Below are 18,301 nucleotides of genomic sequence, written 5' to 3'. Positions count from 1 at the left end.
CAATCGCGCCTCGTTACTCTTCGGTCGCGACGTTGCCGCGCAGGCGCACGAGAATACCCTCGAGCGCATCGAGGTTGCCGAAATCGATCATCACCTGCCCTCGCCCGCGGCGGCCGAGCTTGATCTTCACCGTCGACGCGAGCAGGTCGGACAACTCCTCTTCGAGACGGCGCGTGTCGCGGCCGCCGTCATCCTTTGCGCGCGCCTTCACCGTCGGCACTTCCTTCGTCGTGTGCGCGACCAGCTTCTCGGTCTCGCGCACCGACATGCGCTTGTTGACGACCTGGTGCGCGAGCGTGATCTGCGTTGCCGCGTCGACCGCGAGCAGCGCACGCGCGTGGCCCATGTCGAGATCGCCGGCCAGCAGCATCGTCTGCACCGGCGCAGCGAGGTTCAGCAGGCGCAGCAGGTTCGACACCGCGCTGCGCGAACGGCCGACCGATTCGGCCGCCTGTTCGTGCGTGAAACCGAACTCGTCGAGCAGGCGCTGGATACCGTGCGCCTCTTCCAGCGGATTCAGATCCTCGCGCTGGATGTTCTCGATCAGCGCCATCGCGGCAGCAGCCTGATCGGACACGTCCTTCACGAGCACCGGCACTTCGTCGAGACCGGCCAGGCGTGCCGCGCGGAAACGTCGCTCGCCGGCGATGATCTCGTATTTGTCAGACGAAATGGGCCGCACCAGGATCGGCTGCATCACGCCTTGCGCGCGAATGCTGGCCGCCAGTTCCTGCAGGCTGCCTTCGTCCATCCGGGTCCGCGGCTGGTACTTGCCGGCTTGCAGCTTGCCGAGCGCGAGCGTGTTCGGTGCTCCTTCGATCTTCACCGCTTCGGTGATGTCCGCACTGCCGCCGAGCAGCGCTTCGAGGCCACGTCCCAAGCCCTTCTTCTTTGGTACCGCGTTCATGTCTTTCTTCCTCGCTTCGCTCATGTCCGGATCACGACACCTCGAACGCGCGCACGCGGTCGATCATCTCGGCACCGAATTGGATATACGCCTGCGCACCGCGCGAGTTGCGGTCGAACACGACGCCCGGCAACCCGTAACTCGGCGCTTCCGCCAGGCGCACGTTGCGCGGGATCACCGCGTCGAACACCTTGTCGCCGAAGTGCGCTTTCAGTTGATCGGAGACTTGCTGCTGCAGCGTGATGCGCGGATCGAACATCACGCGCAGCAAGCCGATGATCTTCAGGTCGCGGTTCATGTTCGCGTGAACCTGCTTGATCGTGTTGACGAGATCCGACAGCCCTTCCAGTGCGAAGTACTCGCACTGCATCGGAATCACGACGCCATGTGCCGCGCAGAGTCCGTTCAGCGTCAGCAGCGACAGCGTCGGCGGGCAATCGATCAGCACGAAGTCGTAGTCGTCGGCCACGCGCTCGAGCGCGGCTTTCAGCCGACGCTCGCGGTTGTCGATGCCGATCAGCTCGATCTCGGCACCGGACAGCTCGCGGTTGGCCGGCAGCACGTCGTACGTGACGCCCTCCGGACGCACGCGCGCTTCCGTCACCGATACGCCGTCGATCAGCACTTCGTACACGGTCGACTCGCAGGCGGCCTTGTCGATCCCGCTGCCCATCGTCGCGTTGCCCTGCGGGTCGAGATCGATCAGCAGGACTCGTTGCTCCTGCGCTGCAAGGCTTGCGGCGAGATTGACCGATGTCGTCGTCTTGCCGACGCCCCCCTTCTGGTTCGCAACGCAGAAGATCTTTGCCATCGTTGGTGTGTTCCCTTTACCTTCAAACAAACGGCGCGCTACCGCGCGCCTTCAATTCGCCTCGTCGACGACGACCTCGATCAGATGCCGTTCGGCATCGAGCATCGGTACCGCCAGCCGCATCGTCTGCTTTACGCGGCTGCCTTCCGGCAGTCGTGCAATTTCGTCGTCCGGGTGAACACCCTTCATTGCCCAGATCGATCCGCCGGGCGCGACGAGATGTCGAGCAAGTTTAACGAAGTCGGATAGATCCGCGAAGGCGCGGGACACGATCATGTCGAATTTTTCCGGCACTTCGACACCCGGCTGCAGCAATTCGACCCGTCCGGTGACGACCGACAGGTTCGCGAGCTTCAGCTCCGCGCGCATTTGCGTCTGGAATGCGGACTTTTTCTGCACGATATCGTTCAACGTCACCTGCCAGTCCGGCTGGACGATCGCCAGCACGATGCCAGGCAGCCCGCCGCCCGAACCCACGTCGAGCACGCGCGCCGATGCACGGTCGCGCAGATGCGGAACGATGGAGAGCGAATCGAGAATGTGCTGGATCAGCATCTGCTTCGGGTCGCGGATCGCGGTCAGGTTGTAGACCGCGTTCCACTTGCCGAGCAGCGCGACATAGTCGAGCAGCTGATTGCGTTGTGCATCCGTCAATGCGATGTCGAGCGCAGCCGTGCCGTCGACGAGCATCTGCTCAAGTACGTCCCGATTAACCGCCGGCGCGCGACGCGCCGTCATTGTTGCGTCGGGACGGTGCCGTCCCCCTGCTCCGTCGCCTCTGCGGCGGTGCCGTTACGACGGCCAAGGCCACGGCGTTTCAGGTGCACCATCAGCAACGAGATCGCAGCCGGCGTGACGCCCGAGATCCGCGATGCCTGGCCGATCGTTTCCGGCCGGAACTCGTTCAGCTTCTGGCTCACTTCGAATGACAGGCCGCGAACCTCGCGGTAGTCGATACCGTCCGGCAGGCGCGTGTTCTCGTTCGCATCGTTGCGCTCGATCTCGCTCGCCTGTCGCTCGATATAGCCCTGATATTTGATGCCGATCTCGACCTGCTCCTTGATCTGCTCGAGCAGCACCGGATCGTCGGCCAGCGGTTCGGCCGGCGCGCATTCGCCACCCTTCAGGCCGCACACGCCGTCGTAGGTGATGCCCGGGCGGCGCAGCAGTTCGGCGAGGCTGTACTCGTGATCGATCGCCTTGCCGAGCAAAGCCGTCGCCTCTTCCGGCGGCAGCGTCTTCGGCGTGACCCACGTCGACTTCAGGCGTTCGGTTTCACGTGAAACAGCGTCGCGCTTCCGGCTGAATGCGTCCCAGCGCGCGTCGTCGACGAGCCCCAGTTCGCGGCCGATCTCGGTCAGACGCATGTCCGCATTGTCTTCGCGCAGGCTCAAGCGGTACTCCGCACGGCTCGTGAACATCCGGTACGGCTCGGCCACGCCGCGGGTGACGAGGTCGTCGACCAGCACGCCCAGGTAGGCCTGGTCGCGACGCGGGCACCATGCGTCCTTCTCCTGCACGTAGCGGCCGGCGTTCAGGCCGGCCAGCAGGCCTTGCGCGGCCGCTTCTTCGTAGCCGGTCGTGCCGTTGATCTGGCCCGCAAAGAACAGCCCGTTGATCGCCTTCGTCTCGAGCGATGCCTTCAGCGCGCGCGGGTCGAAGTAGTCGTACTCGATCGCGTAGCCGGGGCGCAGGATGTGCGCGTTCTCGAGGCCGCGCATCGAGTGCACGAGCTCAAGCTGTACGTCGAACGGCAGGCTCGTCGAAATCCCGTTCGGATAGAACTCGTTGGTCGTCAGCCCTTCCGGCTCGAGGAAGATCTGGTGGGATTCCTTCGACGCGAACCGATGAATCTTGTCCTCGATCGACGGGCAGTAACGCGGGCCGACGCCTTCGATCACGCCTGTATACATAGGCGAACGGTCGAGCCCGCCGCGAATGATGTCGTGCGTGCGCTCGTTCGTATGCGTGACCCAGCACGGCAGCTGCTGCGGATGCTGTTCCGCGCGGCCCAGGAACGAGAACACGGGAATCGGATCGAGGTCGCCCGGCTGCTCGTCCAGCTTCGAAAAGTCGATCGAGCGGCCGTCGATACGCGGCGGCGTACCGGTCTTCAGGCGGCCCTGCGGCAGCTTCAGCTCCTTCAGGCGCGCTGACAACGATACGGCCGCCGGATCGCCCGCGCGACCGCCCGTATAGTTGTTCAGACCGACGTGAATCTTGCCGTCGAGAAACGTACCTGCCGTCAGCACCACCGCACGCGCGCGGAAGCGGATGCCGATCTGCGTGACGGCGCCAACCACGCGGTCGCCTTCGACCATCAGGTCGTCCACGGCCTGCTGGAACAGCCACAGGTTCGGCTGATTCTCGAGCCGATGGCGGATCGCGGCCTTGTACAGGATGCGGTCGGCCTGAGCGCGCGTCGCACGCACGGCCGGGCCCTTCGACGAATTGAGGATCCGGAACTGAATACCGCTCTCGTCCGTCGCGGCAGCCATCGCGCCGCCGAGCGCATCGACTTCCTTGACCAGATGGCCCTTGCCAATGCCGCCGATCGACGGATTGCAGCTCATCTGCCCGAGCGTTTCGATGTTATGGGTCAGCAGCAGCGTCTTCGCACCCATACGGGCCGATGCCAACGCGGCTTCCGTGCCGGCGTGCCCGCCACCGACAACGATGACGTCAAATTCTGTGGGAAAAAGCATGGTGGATTCCGTACACAGGACTGCGCACGAACCTATCTGAGAAATGTATGGGCCGAATTATAGCGGGTTCGCTTTTCACTCGAAGGCCATCCGAATGGTAGGGCCGGTTCATTTCGCCGTTTTTTTTTGGCCAATCGGCCGAGCTGTGCCGTCCATCCTGCTACGCCGATGTGCGCTGCGACCTCGACGCACATCGCCAAGCTGTGCAAAACCGAGGGTCGACATCTCTGCTGCTCACAGTATTTCCGGTCGATCGCCCGATACTTATCCCCTGTGCCGTTCGTCGCACGGCAATAGCGGGCTGTCGTGCACACAACGCTCGTTACCCTGTGCAACCCGACACGATAGGCACCCCCGCCCCCATCACAGCGCCTCGGCTGGTTGCTCCGGCACTTATCCCCAATCCCGATTCACCGGCGTAACGCCCTGCCCCCGAAAACAAAAACGGCGTGTTTCACGTGAAACACGCCGCCCGTTTCCCGCCAACCGCGCAACCATCAAGCCGTTTTCTTCGCCAGCCCGAGGTAGGTTTCGATCACGCGGGGATTTTGTGCCAGCTCGGCCGCCGGCCCTTCCAGCGCCAACTCGCCCGTTTCCAGTACATAGCCGTAGTCCGAGATCTGCAGTGCCGCCCGCGCGTTCTGCTCGATCAGCAGCGTCGCCACACCTGTGCCGCGCAACGCGCTGATGATATGAAAAATCTCCTTCACGATCAGCGGCGCCAGCCCGAGGCTCGGCTCATCGAGCATCAGCAGGTCGGGTTTGCCCATCAGCGCGCGGCCCACCGCAAGCATCTGCCGCTCACCGCCCGACAGCGTACCGGCCGCCTGCTTGCGCCGCTCCTGGAGCCGTGGAAACAGCGTAAATACGTGATCGAGCTGGTCGAGAAAGTTCGACTCCCCCGCGAGCTTGCGTCGATACGCACCCAGCACGAGGTTGTCCTCGACCGTCATCGTGCTGAACAGCTCGCGCTTTTCCGGCACGAGGCACATCCCGCGCGCGACGCGTTGCTCGACCGGCAGCGCGCCCACGTCGTGGCCGCGGTACATGACCGCGCCCGACGCATGCCCGGTCACGGGCAATGCGCCCATGATCGCGTTCAGCATCGTCGACTTGCCCGCACCGTTCGGGCCGATCACGCTGACGATCTGCCCGGCGCCCACCTTGATCGCCGCACCGTGCAGCGCCTCGACTTTCCCGTATCGGACCGCCAGTCCGCGCACCTCGAGAATCGGCATCGCCGTGTCCGCCGTCATCACTCCACCCCGCCCAGATACGCTTCGAGCACCGCCGGATCCTGCTGCACGTCCTGCGGCAGCCCTTCCGCGATCCGCGTGCCGAATTCCATCACCACCAGCCGATCGGTGAGATTCATCACGAAATCCATGTCATGTTCCACGAGCAACACGCTCATCCCTTCGGCCTTCAGGCGCCGCAACAGATCGGCGAGTTGCTGCTTCTCCTGATAGCGCAGCCCGGCGGCCGGCTCGTCGAGCAGCAGCAGTGTCGGGTCGCAGCACAGCGCGCGGGCGATTTCGAGAATCCGCTGCTGGCCGAGCGCGAGGCTGCCCGCTTCGTCGTACAGGTGCTTTTCGAGCCCGACGCGGCGGATCTGGCGTGCCGCTTCGGCCAGCAGTTGCGCCTCCTCGTGCGCGTTGAGCCGCGCGATGCTGCGCCATACGCCCGTATGGCCACGCAGATGCGCGCCGATCGCGACATTCTCGAGCACCGTCATGGTCGGCAGCAGCTTCACGTGCTGGAACGTACGGCCGATCCCGCGCCGGACGATCTGACGCGACGTGAGCCCGTCGATCCGCTCGCCGCGGAACGTGATCGTGCCGCCGGTCGGTTGCAGCACGCCGGTCACGAGGTTGAACGTGGTCGACTTGCCGGCGCCGTTCGGGCCGATCAGGCCGATGATCTGCCCCGCCTTCACGTCGAAACTGACATCGTTGACGGCCACCAGCCCGCCGAACTGCTTGCGCGCGTTGTCGACGACGAGCAGCGGCTCGCCGGCTACCGGTTTCGCACGCTGCGGCAGCGGATCGGCCTGGTCGGGCACATGTGCGCGCGGCCCGCGCGGAAACAGCTTCGCGACGAACGGCCATACGCCCTGGCGCGCGTACTGCAGCAACAGCACCATCAGCACGCCGAACACGATGATCTCGAAGTTGCCTTCCGAGCCGAGCAGCTTTGGCAGCAGCGTCTGCAGGTAGTCCTGCAGCACGGTGAGGATCGCCGCACCGAGCACCGCGCCCCACACATGCGACACGCCGCCGACCACGGCCATGAACAGGAATTCGATCCCGTGGTTCAGCCCGAACGGGGTCGGGTTCACCGCGCGCTGGAGGTGCGCGTACAGGAACCCCGATACCGCGGCGAGCACGGCCGCGTAGACGAAGATCACGACGCGCATCCATGCGGTGTTCACCCCCATCGCCTCGGCCATCACCCCGCCGCCGCGCAGCGCGCGGATCGCGCGGCCGGGGCGGCTGTTGAGCAGGTTCTGCACCGACACGATCGCCGCCAGCACGACGGCCCAGATCAGGAAGTACAGGCTGCGGCCGCTTCCGAGCTCGATGCCGAACAGGTTCAACGCCGGAATCCCGTTGATCCCGTCGTACTTGCCGAGCAGCTCGAGGTTACCGAACAGATAGAACAGCGCGAGGCCCCACGCGATCGTGCCGAGCGGCAGGAAGTGCCCGGACAGGCGCATCGTGACCGCACCAAGCACGAGCGCGACGAGCGCCGTCAGCACGACGCCGACGATCAGCGCGAGCCACGGCGACACGCCGTATCGCGTCGTCAGGAACGCCGTCGCATACGCGCCGATGCCGACGAACGCGGCCTGCCCGAAACTCGTCATCCCGCCGACACCCGTCAGCAGCACGAGCCCGATCGCGACGATCGCGTAGAGGCCGATGTAGTTCAGCAGCGTGATCCAGTATTCGGGCACCTGCAGCGCGCCGGGCAGCACCGGCAGCGCGAACAGCACCACGAGAAACACCCAGAAGGTCTGGTTGCGTACCATCGTCTTCATCGCGTCACTCCTCTTCCTCTTCCGCATGCGGCGTCGCGAAACTGCGCCACAGCAGCACCGGGATGATCAGCGTGAACACGATCACTTCCTTGTACGCGCTCGCCCAGAACGACGAATACGATTCGAGCACGCCGACGAGCAGCGAGCCCGCGGCCGCGAGCGGATAGCTGACCAGCCCGCCGATGATCGCGCCGACGAAGCCCTTCAGGCCGATCAGGAAGCCGGAGTCGTAATAGATGGTCGTCAGCGGACCGACGAGGATGCCGGACAGCACGCCGAGCCCCGCTGCCAGCGTGAACGCCAGCCGCCCGGCTTCGGTCGTGCCGATGCCGACGAGCCGCGCGCCGAGCCGGTTCACCGACGTCGCGCGCAGTGCCTTGCCGGCGATCGTGCGACCGAAGTACATGTAGAGCGCACCGATCAGCACCAGCGCGGTCACGACCACGAGAATGCTCTGCACCGACACCGTCATGCTGCCGACCGACAGCGACGCATCCGCGAATCCGTTGGTACGCGAGCCTTCCGCGCCGAACATCACGAGCCCGAGGCCGACCATCGCGAAATGGACGGCGACCGACACGATCAGCAGCAGCAGCGTCGTGCCTTCGGCGATCGGCTGATAGACGAGCCGGTAGACGAACGGCCCCATCGGCACGACGATCGCGAGCGTCAGTGCGATCTGCGCGAGCATAGGCAACGGCTGCGCCGCAAAGCTGCGCGTGAGCGCGAACACCGCAAGCGGCAGCAGCACGTAGCGGCTCGCCAGCGTCGCGAGCGTGCGGCCGAGCTGATGGCGGCGTTCGCGATGGCGGACCAGGCCGCCGACTTCCAGCATGAAGCACGCGATCCCCATCACGAACAACAGCCAGCAGGTAGCGGGAAATTTCTGCGCCTGCAACGCCGCAAGCGTGAGCGCGCCGTAGGCGACGAATTCGCCCTGGGGAATGAAGATCACCCGCGTGACGGAAAACACCAGCACGAGCGCCAGCGACAGCAATGCATAAATGGCGCCGGTCGTGATGCCGTCTTGCGCGAGGATCGCCGCAATCGAGAGATCCATACGTTTCGTGTATCGAGAATGCTGCGGAGAAACGGCGACGGGAGCGGCCCGCGTACGCGGACGCCAAGACCGGAAGATCAGGCGTCGTGCGGCGGCTTCCCGGACATTCCATGCGGCGCGAGCGCGGGCCGCCAGGCCCGCCGCGCTGCCGACGGCGCGCACGGCGCCGTTCGCGCCGCGCCCGCCGGTTTCACGTGATGCTTACTCGGCCTGCAGCTTCCACTTGCCGTCGACGATCTGCACCATCACGCGCGCACGCGTGTCGAAGCCGTTGTGGTCGGTCGACGTCGTGTTGATCACGCCGTGCGACACCGGCAGGTCCTTCACGCTCTCGAGCGACGCGCGCAGCGCCTCGCGGAACGCCTCGGTGCCCGGCTGGCCCTTCTTCAGCGCGTCGGGAATCGCGCGCTGCAGCAGCAGCCCCGCATCCCACGCATGCCCGCCGAAGGTCGACAGCGAGCCCGCGCCGTACGCCTTCTCGTACGCAGCCTTGTAGCCGAGCGCCGGCTTCTTCACCGGATTCGAATCCGGCAGCTGATCGGTCACGAGCACCGGGCCGGCCGGCAGGATCTCGCCTTCGCAATCCTTGCCGCACACGCGCAGGAAGTCGTTATTTGCGACGCCGTGCGTCTGGTACACCTTGCCCTTGTAGCCGCGCTCCTTGAGCGTCTTGGCCGGCAGCGCGGCCGGCGTGCCCGAACCGGCGATCAGCACCGCGTCGGGATTCGAGCCCAGCAGCTTCAGCACCTGCCCCATCACCGACGCGTCGGTGCGGTTGTAGCGCTCGTTCGACACGACCTTCAGCCCGTTCTTCGCGGCGGCCGCGTTGAACGTGTTGTACCAGCTGTCGCCGTACGCGTCGGCGAAGCCGATGAAGCCGATCGTCTTCACGCCGTGCTTCGCCATGTAGCCGGCGATCGCGTCAGCCATCAGCTGGTCGTTCTGCGGCACCTTGAACATCCACGCGCGCTTCGCGTCCATCGGCGCGATGATCTGCGCGCTCGCCGCGAGCGAGATCGTCGGCGTCTTGCCCTGCGACACCGGATCGAGCATCGCGAGCGAATTCGGCGTGACGGACGAACCGATGATCGCGTCGACGTGATCCTCGTCGATCAGCTTGCGCACGTTCTGCACCGCGCGGCTCGTGTCGGACGCATCGTCGAGCACGATGTACTGGACGCTCTTGCCCGCGATTTCCTTCGGCAGCAGCGCGATCGTGTTCTTTTCCGGAATCCCGAGCGATGCGGCCGGCCCGGTGGCCGACAGCGTCACGCCGATCTTCACCTGTGCCGACGCCGGGGCTGCCGCACACACGAGGCCCGCGGCAAGCAGAACCTCCATCCATCGATTCATCTTCATTTACGTTGTCTCCAAACGCTGCTCGAAAAATCCGCGGGTCGCTCGGGCGGCTCCCGGTCCTCAAACAAGTTAATAATTTAACTATCTCGCCGTGCCGCGCCTACGCTCGTTTTCCCGTGAAACGCACGCGCCGCGACCGCGCCCCGGCGGCACCGCGCACGCATGCGCCGCCGCGCATTCCGAAGCGGTCGTTCGACCGTCACGATGCGCGACAGCAATGTCGTCAGGATGAAGCAAGCGCGGAAATGCGGCTTTGCGGAAAACGCGATCGATGCGCAGGCAACGATCGCCGGCAGGTCCACCGGCCGGACCGGATTCGGCCACGCACGCGGGCGGCGCAAGATCGGAAGAGCGGCCGTTCATGTGGATGCGAACGCAACGACCGGAGAAACAGCCGTGCCGGCCAATCGCGCCGGAGCGTGCATACCGGCCGCAGGGCGGCTCGTGAAAGCGCGGGCATACCCATGCGCTCCCCAAGCCATACGAGCGGCGCCAGCCGCCTCTCGCGCCCCGATCCATCGTCCTGCGCTTCTCATCCAACCGTACTCCCTCTTCTGCATTTTGCTTGTAGGAGAACTGCCGACCGATTTTCCCGACCGCGCGGTCGGCGAAAGCTGAGTGTAACGGACGCTTTTTGCGCACGCCAACCGGGTAAGCCCGGACGGCATGCATGCGGCTGCGCGCCAGCGGCGATCGACTGGCAGGCATGACGAAAACGGGGGGACGGGGGTGAAACGCGGGCAGTGCGAAGCTGAATACGGGCGCGCGGAACGCGGCGCCGCTCCCCTGCACCATCGAGGGAAATTCGCGCACACAAATGAAAAAGCGCTGTTGGATTCCGTCCAACAGCGCTTTGGGGTCCGGGCACTTTGTGCCTCGATTGTCTCCTCGTTCTCCACCTGCAAATTCGTTTCGCGGTGCATCAGAACTGAAACGAAGATTAAAGGACCTTTCATGCTGCGACAACTTAGCATTTACCCCTATGGTGCATCGCCGCACGAAAATGGGGCACCAGCCTTGCCGCGCGGCGCCGGCCGGAGGCCGCCGAAACGCCCTTCCCGGCCGTCCCGGATGGTGCTTCGCATCAACCCGTCGCACCGGCGCGATGCACTCAGGACGGCCTGAGCGTCTTGACCCGCGCGACCATCTCGCCGACGATCCCGCGCCGGAATGCCAGCACGCACGCGATGAAGATCAGCCCCGTGACGATCGTCGTCGATTCGCCGAGCGAGTGGAACCAGCCGATGCCGGTGACCGACGCGAGCCATTCGCCGATGTCACCGAGCCGGTCCTCCAGCGCGACGATCAGCGCCGCGCCGAGCAACGGCCCGAACAGCGTGCCCATCCCGCCGACGAGCGTCATCAGCACGACGAGGCCGGACATCGTCCAGTGCGCGTCGGACAGCGTCTCGAAGCCGAGCACCAGCACCTTCAGCGAACCGGCCAGCCCCGCGAGCCCGGCCGACAGGATGAACGCGAGCAGCTTGAAGCGATCGGTGTCGTAGCCGAGCGAGATCGCACGCGCCTCGTTCTCCTTGATCGCGACGAGCACCTGGCCGAACGGCGAGTGCACGATTCGCACGATGAACGCGCACGCTGCAACGATCACCGCGAGCACGACGTAGTAGAGCGCGACGTCGTTCGACAAGTCGACGAGCCCGAACAGGTGTCCGCGCGGCACGCCCTGCAGGCCGTCCTCGCCGTGCGTGAACGGCGCCTGGAGGTAGATGAAGTAGACCATCTGCGCGAACGCGAGCGTGATCATCGCGAAGTAGATGCCCTGCCGCCGGATCGCGAACAGCCCGACGATGAGCCCGAGCAGCGTCGCGGCGAACGTGCCGACCAGCACGCCGAGCTCCGGCGTGAAGCCGAGCGTCTGGATCGTATAACCGGTGCCGTAACCGGCGGTCGCGAGGAACATCGCATGGCCGAACGACAGCAGCCCCGTATAGCCGATCAGCAGGTTGAACGCGGCCGCGAACAGCGCGAACGTGAGCACCTTCATCACGAAGACCGGATACGCGCCGATGAACGGCGCGGCGAGCAGTGCGGCGAGCAGCACGCCGTAGAGCACTTTTCTCTGCATCATTTTTCCTTGCCGAACAGGCCCGCCGGACGGATCAGCAGCACGATCGCCATGATCACGAACACGACCGTGGCCGACGCTTCCGGATAGAACACGCGCGTGAAGCCCTCGATCACGCCGAGCAGCAGCCCCGTGATGATCGAACCGAGAATCGAGCCCATCCCGCCGATCACGACCACCGCGAACACGGTGATGATCATCGGCTGGCCCATCAGCGGCGACACCTGGATCACCGGCGCGGCGAGCACGCCGGCAAACGCCGCGAGCGCGACGCCGAAGCCGTAGGTGAGCGTGATCATCATCGGCACGTTCACGCCGAACGCCTCGACGAGCTTCGGGTTCTCGGTACCGGCACGCAGATAGGCGCCCAGGCGCGTCTTCTCGATCACGAACCAGGTCGCGAGACACACCGCGAGCGACGCGACGACCACCCACGCGCGGTAGTTCGGCAGGAACATGAAGCCGAGATTGGTCGCGCCGGACAGCTGCGACGGCACGTCGTACGGCTGGCCGGACGAGCCGTAGATCGAGCGAAACACACCTTCGACGACGAGCGTGAGGCCGAACGTGAGCAACAGCCCGTACAGGTGATCGAGCTTGTACAGCCAGCGCAGCATCGACCGCTCGACCAGGATCCCGAACGCGCCGACGATCAGCGGCGCGAGCGCGAGCATTGCCCAATACGGCAACCCGAGGTACGACAGCCCCATCCATGCGAGCATCGCACCCAGCATGAACAACGCGCCGTGCGCGAAGTTGATCACGTTGAGCAGCCCGAAGATCACCGCGAGCCCGAGGCTCAGGATCGCGTAGAACGAGCCGTTGACGAGCCCGAGCAGCAACTGGCTCAGCATCGCCGGCAACGGAATGCCAAAGATTTCCATCGACTTAGCCGTCAGTATGAGTTTCGTTGCGTGCGCAACCTTCAAGCCGCGGCGCACGCGAGCGGCGCAGCGATCTCATCGCCGCGGCCGCCGCAGAGCGCCGCCATGCCGCTACGTCGCGCTTACTTCCACAGCGCGCAACGCGATTCCTGCTTGGTGCCGAACGCCTGGTCGCCCGGAATCGTCGCGAGCACCTTGTAGTAGTCCCATGGCTCCTTCGACTCCGACGGCTTCTTCACTTCCATCAGGTACATGTCGTGAATCATGCTGCCGTCCTGGCGGATCGCGCCCTTCGCGTAGAAGTCGTTGATCTTCATCTTCTTCAGCTCGGCCATCACCTTGTCGGATTCGGTCGTGCCGGCGGCCTGCACGGCCTTCAGGTAGGTCGTCACCGACGAGTAGTCGGCCGCCTGCAGGCTCGACGGCATCTTCTTCATCTTGCCGAAGTAGCGCTGCGCCCACTGGCGCGATGCCGCATCGCGGTTCCAGTACCAACTGTCGGTCAGCACGAGGCCCTGCGTCGTTTCGAGGCCGAGGCTGTGCACGTCGTTGATGAACATCAGCAGCCCGGCGAGCTTCATCGTCTTCGTGATGCCGAATTCCTTCGCGGCCTTGATCGAGTTGATCGTGTCGCCGCCCGCGTTCGCGAGGCCCAGGATCTGCGCCTTCGACGATTGCGCCTGCAACAGGAACGACGAGAAATCCGACGCGGACAGCGGGTGGCGCACCGCGCCGAGCACCTGCCCGCCGTTCGCCTTCACGACGTCGGACGTGTTCTTCTCGAGCGCCTTGCCGAACGCGTAGTCGGCGGTCAGGAAGAACCACGTCTTGCCGCCCTGCTTCACCACCGCCGAGCCGGTGCCTTTCGCGAGCGCCATCGTGTCGTACGCATAGTGCACCGTGTACGGCGTGCACTCCTCGTTCGTCAGCGTGTCCGCGCCCGCACCGATGTTGATGTAGACCTTCTTCTTCTCCGCGGCGAGCTTGGCCATCGCCAGCGCCGTTCCCGAATTCGTGCCGCCGACGAGCAGGTCGAGCCCGCCGCGGTCGATCCATTCGCGCGCCTTCGACGCGGCAATGTCCGCCTTGTTCTGGTGATCCGCGTACACGACCTCGATCGGCTTGCCGAGCACCTTGCCGCCGAAGTCGGCGACCGCCATGCGAATCGCCTCGAGGCCGCCCTGACCGTCGATGTCCGCATACAGCCCCGACATGTCGGTGACGAAACCGATCTTCACGGTATCCGCGGCATGCGCGGCGCCGGCGGTGAACGCGGCGGTCGCGAGCGCGAGACAGGCCTGTGCGAGGGTCTTCATTTTCATTGACGTCTCCTGTTTTTCTGATGCGTTGTGGTTGTTCGAGGGCCGCCACGGCTAGCGGCTAGGGAAACGGGGGCGGCGTCACACCCCAAGCAGGTCGTGAAGGATCGGCATCTTGCCTTCCAGTTCGGATGCACGGAAATGCTCGACGATGCGGCCATGCTCCATCACGTAGAAGCGGTCGGCGAGCGGCGCGGCAAAGCGGAAATTCTGCTCGACCATCACGACCGTGTAGCCGCGCGCCTTCAGCGCGACGATCATGCGCGCGAGCGCCTGCACGATCACCGGCGCGAGGCCTTCGGAGATTTCGTCGAGCAGCAGCAGGTTCGCGCCGGTGCGCAGGATCCGCGCCACCGCGAGCATCTGCTGCTCGCCGCCGGACAGCCGCGTGCCCTGGCTCTGCCGGCGCGACGCGAGATTCGGGAACATCGCGTAGATCTCGTCGAGCGGCATCGCATGCTCGCGCGGCCCGATCAGCGGCGGCAGCATCAGGTTCTCCTCGCACGACAGGCTCGAGAAGATTCCACGCTCCTCCGGACAATAGCCGACGCCGAAATGCGCGATGCGGTGCGTCGCGAGACCGATCGTCTCGTTGCCCGCGACCTTGATCGACCCACTGCGGCGGCCGGTGAGGCCCATGATCGCGCGCAGCGTCGTGGTGCGGCCCGCGCCGTTGCGGCCGAGCAGCGTCACGACCTCGCCGCGATGAACGCTCAGGTCGACACCGTGCAATATGTGGGATTCCCCGTACCAGGCCTCGAGGCCCGTGATCTCCAGCGCGGGCGTGCCGCTCTCGACGCCGCTCAATTCGCGTTCCTCCCGTTCGCTGCGCTTCATGCGTGCGCCCCCGCGAGCGCCGCGTCGGCGCTGCCCATGTAGGCTTCGATCACGAGCGGATTCTTCGACACCTCCGCATACGAGCCTTCAGCCAGCACCTCGCCGCGCTGCAGGACGGTAATCGTATCGGAGATGCCGGCGATCACGTTCATGTTGTGCTCGACCATCAGGATCGTGCGGCCGCTCGCGACCTTCTTGATCAGTGCGGTCACGCGGTCGACGTCCTCATGGCCCATCCCTTGCGTGGGCTCGTCGAGCAGCATCAGTTCGGGTTCCATCGCGAGCGTCGTCGCGATCTCGAGCGCGCGCTTGCGGCCGTATGCAAGCTCGACGGTCGGCACGTGCGCGAAATCGGTGAGGCCGACCTGCGTGAGCAGGTCCATCGCGCGATCGTCGAGCCGCTTCAACGTGCGCTCGCTGCGCCAGAAATGGAATTCGGTGCCGAGCGAGCGCTGCAGGCCGATGCGCACGTTCTGCAGCGGGCTCAGGTGCGGGAATACCGCCGAGATCTGGAATGAACGAATGATGCCGCGGCGGGCGACCTGCGCGGGGCGCTCGTCGGTGATGTCGATGCCATTGAAGACGATCTGACCGGCCGTCGGTGTCAGGAACTTGGTCAGCAGATTGAAGCAGGTGGTCTTGCCCGCGCCGTTCGGTCCGATCAACGCATGGATCGCACCGCGGCGCACACGCAGGTTGACACCGTTCACGGCGGTGAAGCCCCTGAATTCCTTCGTCAGTCCGCGTGTTTCGAGAATCGTGTCGCCGAGAATCATGTTCCCTTCCGTACGAAGTCAGGCGAACCACCGGGAAGATTCGCGCAAGCGACCGCGAACAGGTCTGCGGATGAGCGGGCTGTCCCCGGACGCCGTATGACGCATCGAGGGTGGTCTCCCGCGCCGACGCGTATGCACATTGCGCAACATTGTCGCCCCGTTGGTGCAGTGCAATCATCGGGATTTGCACTTATAGGGCTGGCCGCCATATCCGATGCGGCGCTTCGCGAATTTTCGACGTGTTTTTTTGACACGCGCATCATCGGTACTCGCATGCGCATCGCGCGTGCCTGCGCGAACGCACGCACACTGTGCACGTTTATCTCACCAATCCGGTGCGATCCGCTCGCTTCGGCTTGCTTCGCATAGCGAATCAGCGGGCGACTGGATGCTGGCCCGCTGTCGTGGATGTCAGCGTGGTGTCATGCCGCCGTCACCGATGCTTCCGTTCGCGCGTGCGTCGCGTCGTGCGCAGCGCGTCGATCGGCGCGGATCATGTCGCTCGCGCGCTCGGCGATCATCAGCGTCGGCGAATTCGTGTTGCCCGACGTAATGAACGGCATCACCGATGCATCGACGATCCGCAGCCCCGCGATGCCGCGCACGCGCAGCCGGCTGTCGACGACGGCCCGCTCGTCGTCCGCGCGCCCCATCCGGCACGTGCCGACCGGATGGAAGATCGTGGTGCCGATCGCACCCGCCGCATCGATCAGTTCGGCTTCGGTCCGATATTGCGTGCCCGGCAGAATCTCCTCCGGACGATAGCGCGCGAGCGCCGGCGCCGACGCGATCCGGCGTGTGAGGCGCAGCGCGTTCACGGCGACATGACGATCGTGGTCGGTCGACAGATAGTTCGGCGCGATCGACGGCGCCACGCCCGCATCGGGGCTCGCGATGTGCACGCTGCCGCGCGAGCTCGGCCGCAGATGGCAGACGGACGCCGTAAAGGCGTTGAAGCCGTGCAGCGGCTCGCCGAAACGCTCGAGCGACAGCGGCTGCACGTGATATTCGAGATCGGGGCGCGTGAGCGCGGGATCGTCCGGATCGGACTTCGCGAACGCGCCGAGCTGCGACGGCGCCATCGACATCGGCCCGCGCTGCAGCAGCGCATATTCGGCGCCGATCATCAGCTTGCCCCACCAGTGCGCGGACAGCGTGTTGAGCGTGCGCACGCCATCGACGCGAAACGCCATCCGCAACTGCAGGTGATCCTGCAGGTTCTCGCCGACGCCGGGCAGATCCTGCACGACGTCGATGCCGAGCGCCTGCAGTCGTGCACCCGCACCGATGCCGGACAGTTCGAGCAGCTGCGGCGAATTCACCGCGCCGGCGGTCAGCAGCACTTCGGCGCGCGCGTGCGCGACATAGTCGGTGCCGCCGCCGCGATACTCGACGCCGACCGCGCGCCGCCCGTCGAAGATCACGCGCTGCGCGAGCGCGCCGGTGATCACGGTCAGGTTCGGGCGAGTCATCGCGGGCCTCAGGAACGCCTTCGACGTATTCCAGCGCACGCCGCGCTTCTGGTTCACCTCGAAATAGCCGACCCCGGTGTTGTCGCCGCGGTTGAAATCGTCGGTCGCGGGGATGCCCGTCTGCTGCGCGGCCTGCGCGAACGATTCGAGGATCTCCCAGCGCAGCCGCTGCTTCTCGACGCGCCAGTAGCCGCCCGCGCCGTGCGCATCGCTCGCGCCCGCGTGGTGGTCTTCGCTGCGCTTGAAGATCGGCAGCACGCTGTCCCACGACCAGCCGGCGTCGCCGGTTTCCTGCGCCCAGCTGTCGTAATCCTCGCGCTGGCCGCGCATGTAGATCATCCCGTTGATCGACGAGCAGCCGCCGAGCACGCGGCCGCGCGGATACGACAACGCGCGGCCGTTGAGCGCGGCCTCGGGCTGCGTCTTGTACAGCCAGTCGGTGCGCGGATTGCCGATGCAGTACAGATAGCCGACCGGGATGTGGATCCAGTGATAGTCGTCCTTGCCGCCCGCCTCGAGCAGCAGCACGCGGATCTCGGGATCCTCGGTCAGGCGGTTCGCGAGCACGCAGCCCGCGGTGCCCGCGCCGACGATCACGTAATCGAATTCGCCCTCGAGCGTACGTTGAGTACTCACGACATGTCTCCTTACGTCTTCTTCCTTGTTGTACGCCGTGCAGCACACTCGCGCACGTCGTTTTCAGCATGGTGCGTCGCGGGCGACGCGATCGATGAAGCGTACTCCGCGGCCCGGCCGTCGATCCAATGAGTTATGCTGAACTGCGTTATAAGCTGCGCTCATATCACGACGATGGATCTCACCCTGCTCCGTGCGTTCGCGACGGTCGCCCGCGAAGGCAACCTGACGCGCGCGGCCGTGCAGCTGCACCTGACGCAGCCGGCGGTCAGCCTGCAGATCAAGCATCTGCAGGAAACGCTCGGCATCACGCTGTTTACGCGCACGTCGCGCGGGCTCGCGCTCACGCGCGACGGCCAGACGCTGCTGCCGCACGCGGAGCGCGCGCTCGCCGCGGCCGCCGACGTGC

At 65.4% G+C, this 18,301-nt stretch carries 16 protein-coding genes; 2 read left to right on the top strand and 14 right to left on the bottom strand.

Going from position 1 to position 18,301, the window contains the following annotated elements:
* Positions 1 to 13: 13 nt before the first annotated feature.
* The 8 genes from F3J14_RS17895 to F3J14_RS17860 all read right to left on the bottom strand — a co-directional run bounded on the left by F3J14_RS17895 (position 14) and on the right by F3J14_RS17860 (position 9,882).
* The gene (locus F3J14_RS17895; protein WP_166724152.1) at positions 14 to 907 is read right to left on the bottom strand and encodes a ParB/RepB/Spo0J family partition protein; all 894 of its coding nucleotides are present in this window, start codon (positions 905 to 907) and stop codon (positions 14 to 16) included.
* A gap of 31 nt (positions 908 to 938) precedes the next feature.
* Positions 939 to 1,718 carry an AAA family ATPase gene (locus tag F3J14_RS17890; protein ID WP_166724151.1) on the bottom strand — a complete coding sequence of 260 codons (780 nt, stop codon included), beginning with the start codon at positions 1,716 to 1,718 and terminating at the stop codon, positions 939 to 941.
* Between the two features lie 51 nt (positions 1,719 to 1,769).
* Positions 1,770 to 2,456 carry a 16S rRNA (guanine(527)-N(7))-methyltransferase RsmG gene (gene rsmG / locus F3J14_RS17885; RefSeq protein ID WP_012362762.1) on the bottom strand — a complete coding sequence of 229 codons (687 nt, stop codon included), beginning with the start codon at positions 2,454 to 2,456 and terminating at the stop codon, positions 1,770 to 1,772.
* Positions 2,453 to 4,423 carry a tRNA uridine-5-carboxymethylaminomethyl(34) synthesis enzyme MnmG gene (mnmG, locus tag F3J14_RS17880; RefSeq protein ID WP_166724150.1) on the bottom strand — a complete coding sequence of 657 codons (1,971 nt, stop codon included), beginning with the start codon at positions 4,421 to 4,423 and terminating at the stop codon, positions 2,453 to 2,455. Before mnmG ends, rsmG begins: the two co-directional genes overlap by 4 nt.
* A 497-nt stretch (positions 4,424 to 4,920) precedes the next feature.
* Positions 4,921 to 5,679 (bottom strand): ABC transporter ATP-binding protein, encoded by a 759-nt coding sequence (locus F3J14_RS17875; RefSeq protein WP_166724149.1) that lies wholly within the window; start codon positions 5,677 to 5,679, stop codon positions 4,921 to 4,923.
* Positions 5,679 to 7,463: a branched-chain amino acid ABC transporter ATP-binding protein/permease gene (locus F3J14_RS17870; RefSeq protein WP_166724148.1), complete on the bottom strand. Its 1,785-nt coding sequence runs from the start codon at positions 7,461 to 7,463 to the stop codon at positions 5,679 to 5,681. The genes F3J14_RS17875 and F3J14_RS17870 overlap by 1 nt, the downstream gene beginning before the upstream one ends.
* 4 nt (positions 7,464 to 7,467) lie before the next feature.
* Positions 7,468 to 8,523, bottom strand: a complete 1,056-nt coding sequence (locus F3J14_RS17865; RefSeq protein ID WP_166724147.1) for a branched-chain amino acid ABC transporter permease — start codon at positions 8,521 to 8,523, stop codon at positions 7,468 to 7,470.
* A 201-nt stretch (positions 8,524 to 8,724) separates the two neighbouring features.
* Positions 8,725 to 9,882: an ABC transporter substrate-binding protein gene (locus tag F3J14_RS17860; RefSeq protein ID WP_166724146.1), complete on the bottom strand. Its 1,158-nt coding sequence runs from the start codon at positions 9,880 to 9,882 to the stop codon at positions 8,725 to 8,727.
* 204 nt (positions 9,883 to 10,086) lie between these two features.
* On the opposite strand from F3J14_RS17860, the gene F3J14_RS17855 reads away from it, so the two are divergent.
* The gene (locus F3J14_RS17855; protein ID WP_166724142.1) at positions 10,087 to 10,500 is read left to right on the top strand and encodes a hypothetical protein; all 414 of its coding nucleotides are present in this window, start codon (positions 10,087 to 10,089) and stop codon (positions 10,498 to 10,500) included.
* A gap of 493 nt (positions 10,501 to 10,993) precedes the next feature.
* On the opposite strand, the gene F3J14_RS17850 is transcribed toward F3J14_RS17855, so the two are convergent.
* The 6 genes from F3J14_RS17850 to F3J14_RS17825 all read right to left on the bottom strand — a co-directional run bounded on the left by F3J14_RS17850 (position 10,994) and on the right by F3J14_RS17825 (position 17,892).
* Positions 10,994 to 11,968, bottom strand: a complete 975-nt coding sequence (locus tag F3J14_RS17850) for a branched-chain amino acid ABC transporter permease (RefSeq protein ID WP_006751328.1) — start codon at positions 11,966 to 11,968, stop codon at positions 10,994 to 10,996.
* Positions 11,968 to 12,852 (bottom strand): branched-chain amino acid ABC transporter permease, encoded by an 885-nt coding sequence (locus tag F3J14_RS17845; protein ID WP_006751329.1) that lies wholly within the window; start codon positions 12,850 to 12,852, stop codon positions 11,968 to 11,970. Before F3J14_RS17845 ends, F3J14_RS17850 begins: the two co-directional genes overlap by 1 nt.
* A 122-nt stretch (positions 12,853 to 12,974) precedes the next feature.
* The gene (locus F3J14_RS17840) at positions 12,975 to 14,174 is read right to left on the bottom strand and encodes an ABC transporter substrate-binding protein (protein ID WP_166724145.1); all 1,200 of its coding nucleotides are present in this window, start codon (positions 14,172 to 14,174) and stop codon (positions 12,975 to 12,977) included.
* 78 nt (positions 14,175 to 14,252) lie between these two features.
* Entirely contained in the window at positions 14,253 to 15,008 is a 756-nt protein-coding gene (locus tag F3J14_RS17835) for an ABC transporter ATP-binding protein (RefSeq protein WP_006751331.1), read from the bottom strand.
* A complete protein-coding gene (locus F3J14_RS17830; RefSeq protein WP_006751332.1) occupies positions 15,005 to 15,784 on the bottom strand; it encodes an ABC transporter ATP-binding protein in 780 nt (259 codons plus the stop codon). The genes F3J14_RS17835 and F3J14_RS17830 overlap by 4 nt, the downstream gene beginning before the upstream one ends.
* 422 nt (positions 15,785 to 16,206) lie before the next feature.
* Positions 16,207 to 17,892, bottom strand: coding sequence for a GMC family oxidoreductase N-terminal domain-containing protein (locus F3J14_RS17825; protein ID WP_166724144.1), 1,686 nt, complete (start codon positions 17,890 to 17,892; stop codon positions 16,207 to 16,209).
* Positions 17,893 to 18,066: 174 nt separating this feature from the next.
* On the opposite strand from F3J14_RS17825, the gene F3J14_RS17820 reads away from it, so the two are divergent.
* The coding region (locus F3J14_RS17820) for a LysR family transcriptional regulator (protein ID WP_166724143.1) at positions 18,067 to 18,301 on the top strand (235 nt) is incomplete at its 3' end.

This window comes from Burkholderia sp. Tr-862 (assembly GCF_011753085.1).
Lineage (GTDB): Bacteria > Pseudomonadota > Gammaproteobacteria > Burkholderiales > Burkholderiaceae > Burkholderia > Burkholderia ambifaria.
This window is presented reverse-complemented; position numbering and strand designations above follow the sequence as displayed.

What these genes read in the sequence shown, in the direction of transcription:
- F3J14_RS17895 (WP_166724152.1), bottom strand. Translation starts at nt 907, where the DNA reads ATGAACGCGGTACCAAAGAAGAAGGGCTTGGGACGTGGCCTCGAAGCG.
- F3J14_RS17890 (WP_166724151.1), bottom strand. Translation starts at nt 1,718, where the DNA reads ATGGCAAAGATCTTCTGCGTTGCGAACCAGAAGGGGGGCGTCGGCAAG.
- rsmG (WP_012362762.1), bottom strand. Translation starts at nt 2,456, where the DNA reads ATGACGGCGCGTCGCGCGCCGGCGGTTAATCGGGACGTACTTGAGCAG.
- mnmG (WP_166724150.1), bottom strand. Translation starts at nt 4,423, where the DNA reads ATGCTTTTTCCCACAGAATTTGACGTCATCGTTGTCGGTGGCGGGCAC.
- F3J14_RS17875 (WP_166724149.1), bottom strand. Translation starts at nt 5,679, where the DNA reads ATGACGGCGGACACGGCGATGCCGATTCTCGAGGTGCGCGGACTGGCG.
- F3J14_RS17870 (WP_166724148.1), bottom strand. Translation starts at nt 7,463, where the DNA reads ATGAAGACGATGGTACGCAACCAGACCTTCTGGGTGTTTCTCGTGGTG.
- F3J14_RS17865 (WP_166724147.1), bottom strand. Translation starts at nt 8,523, where the DNA reads ATGGATCTCTCGATTGCGGCGATCCTCGCGCAAGACGGCATCACGACC.
- F3J14_RS17860 (WP_166724146.1), bottom strand. Translation starts at nt 9,882, where the DNA reads ATGAAGATGAATCGATGGATGGAGGTTCTGCTTGCCGCGGGCCTCGTG.
- F3J14_RS17855 (WP_166724142.1), top strand. Translation starts at nt 10,087, where the DNA reads ATGCGCGACAGCAATGTCGTCAGGATGAAGCAAGCGCGGAAATGCGGC.
- F3J14_RS17850 (WP_006751328.1), bottom strand. Translation starts at nt 11,968, where the DNA reads ATGCAGAGAAAAGTGCTCTACGGCGTGCTGCTCGCCGCACTGCTCGCC.
- F3J14_RS17845 (WP_006751329.1), bottom strand. Translation starts at nt 12,852, where the DNA reads ATGGAAATCTTTGGCATTCCGTTGCCGGCGATGCTGAGCCAGTTGCTG.
- F3J14_RS17840 (WP_166724145.1), bottom strand. Translation starts at nt 14,174, where the DNA reads ATGAAAATGAAGACCCTCGCACAGGCCTGTCTCGCGCTCGCGACCGCC.
- F3J14_RS17835 (WP_006751331.1), bottom strand. Translation starts at nt 15,008, where the DNA reads ATGAAGCGCAGCGAACGGGAGGAACGCGAATTGAGCGGCGTCGAGAGC.
- F3J14_RS17830 (WP_006751332.1), bottom strand. Translation starts at nt 15,784, where the DNA reads ATGATTCTCGGCGACACGATTCTCGAAACACGCGGACTGACGAAGGAA.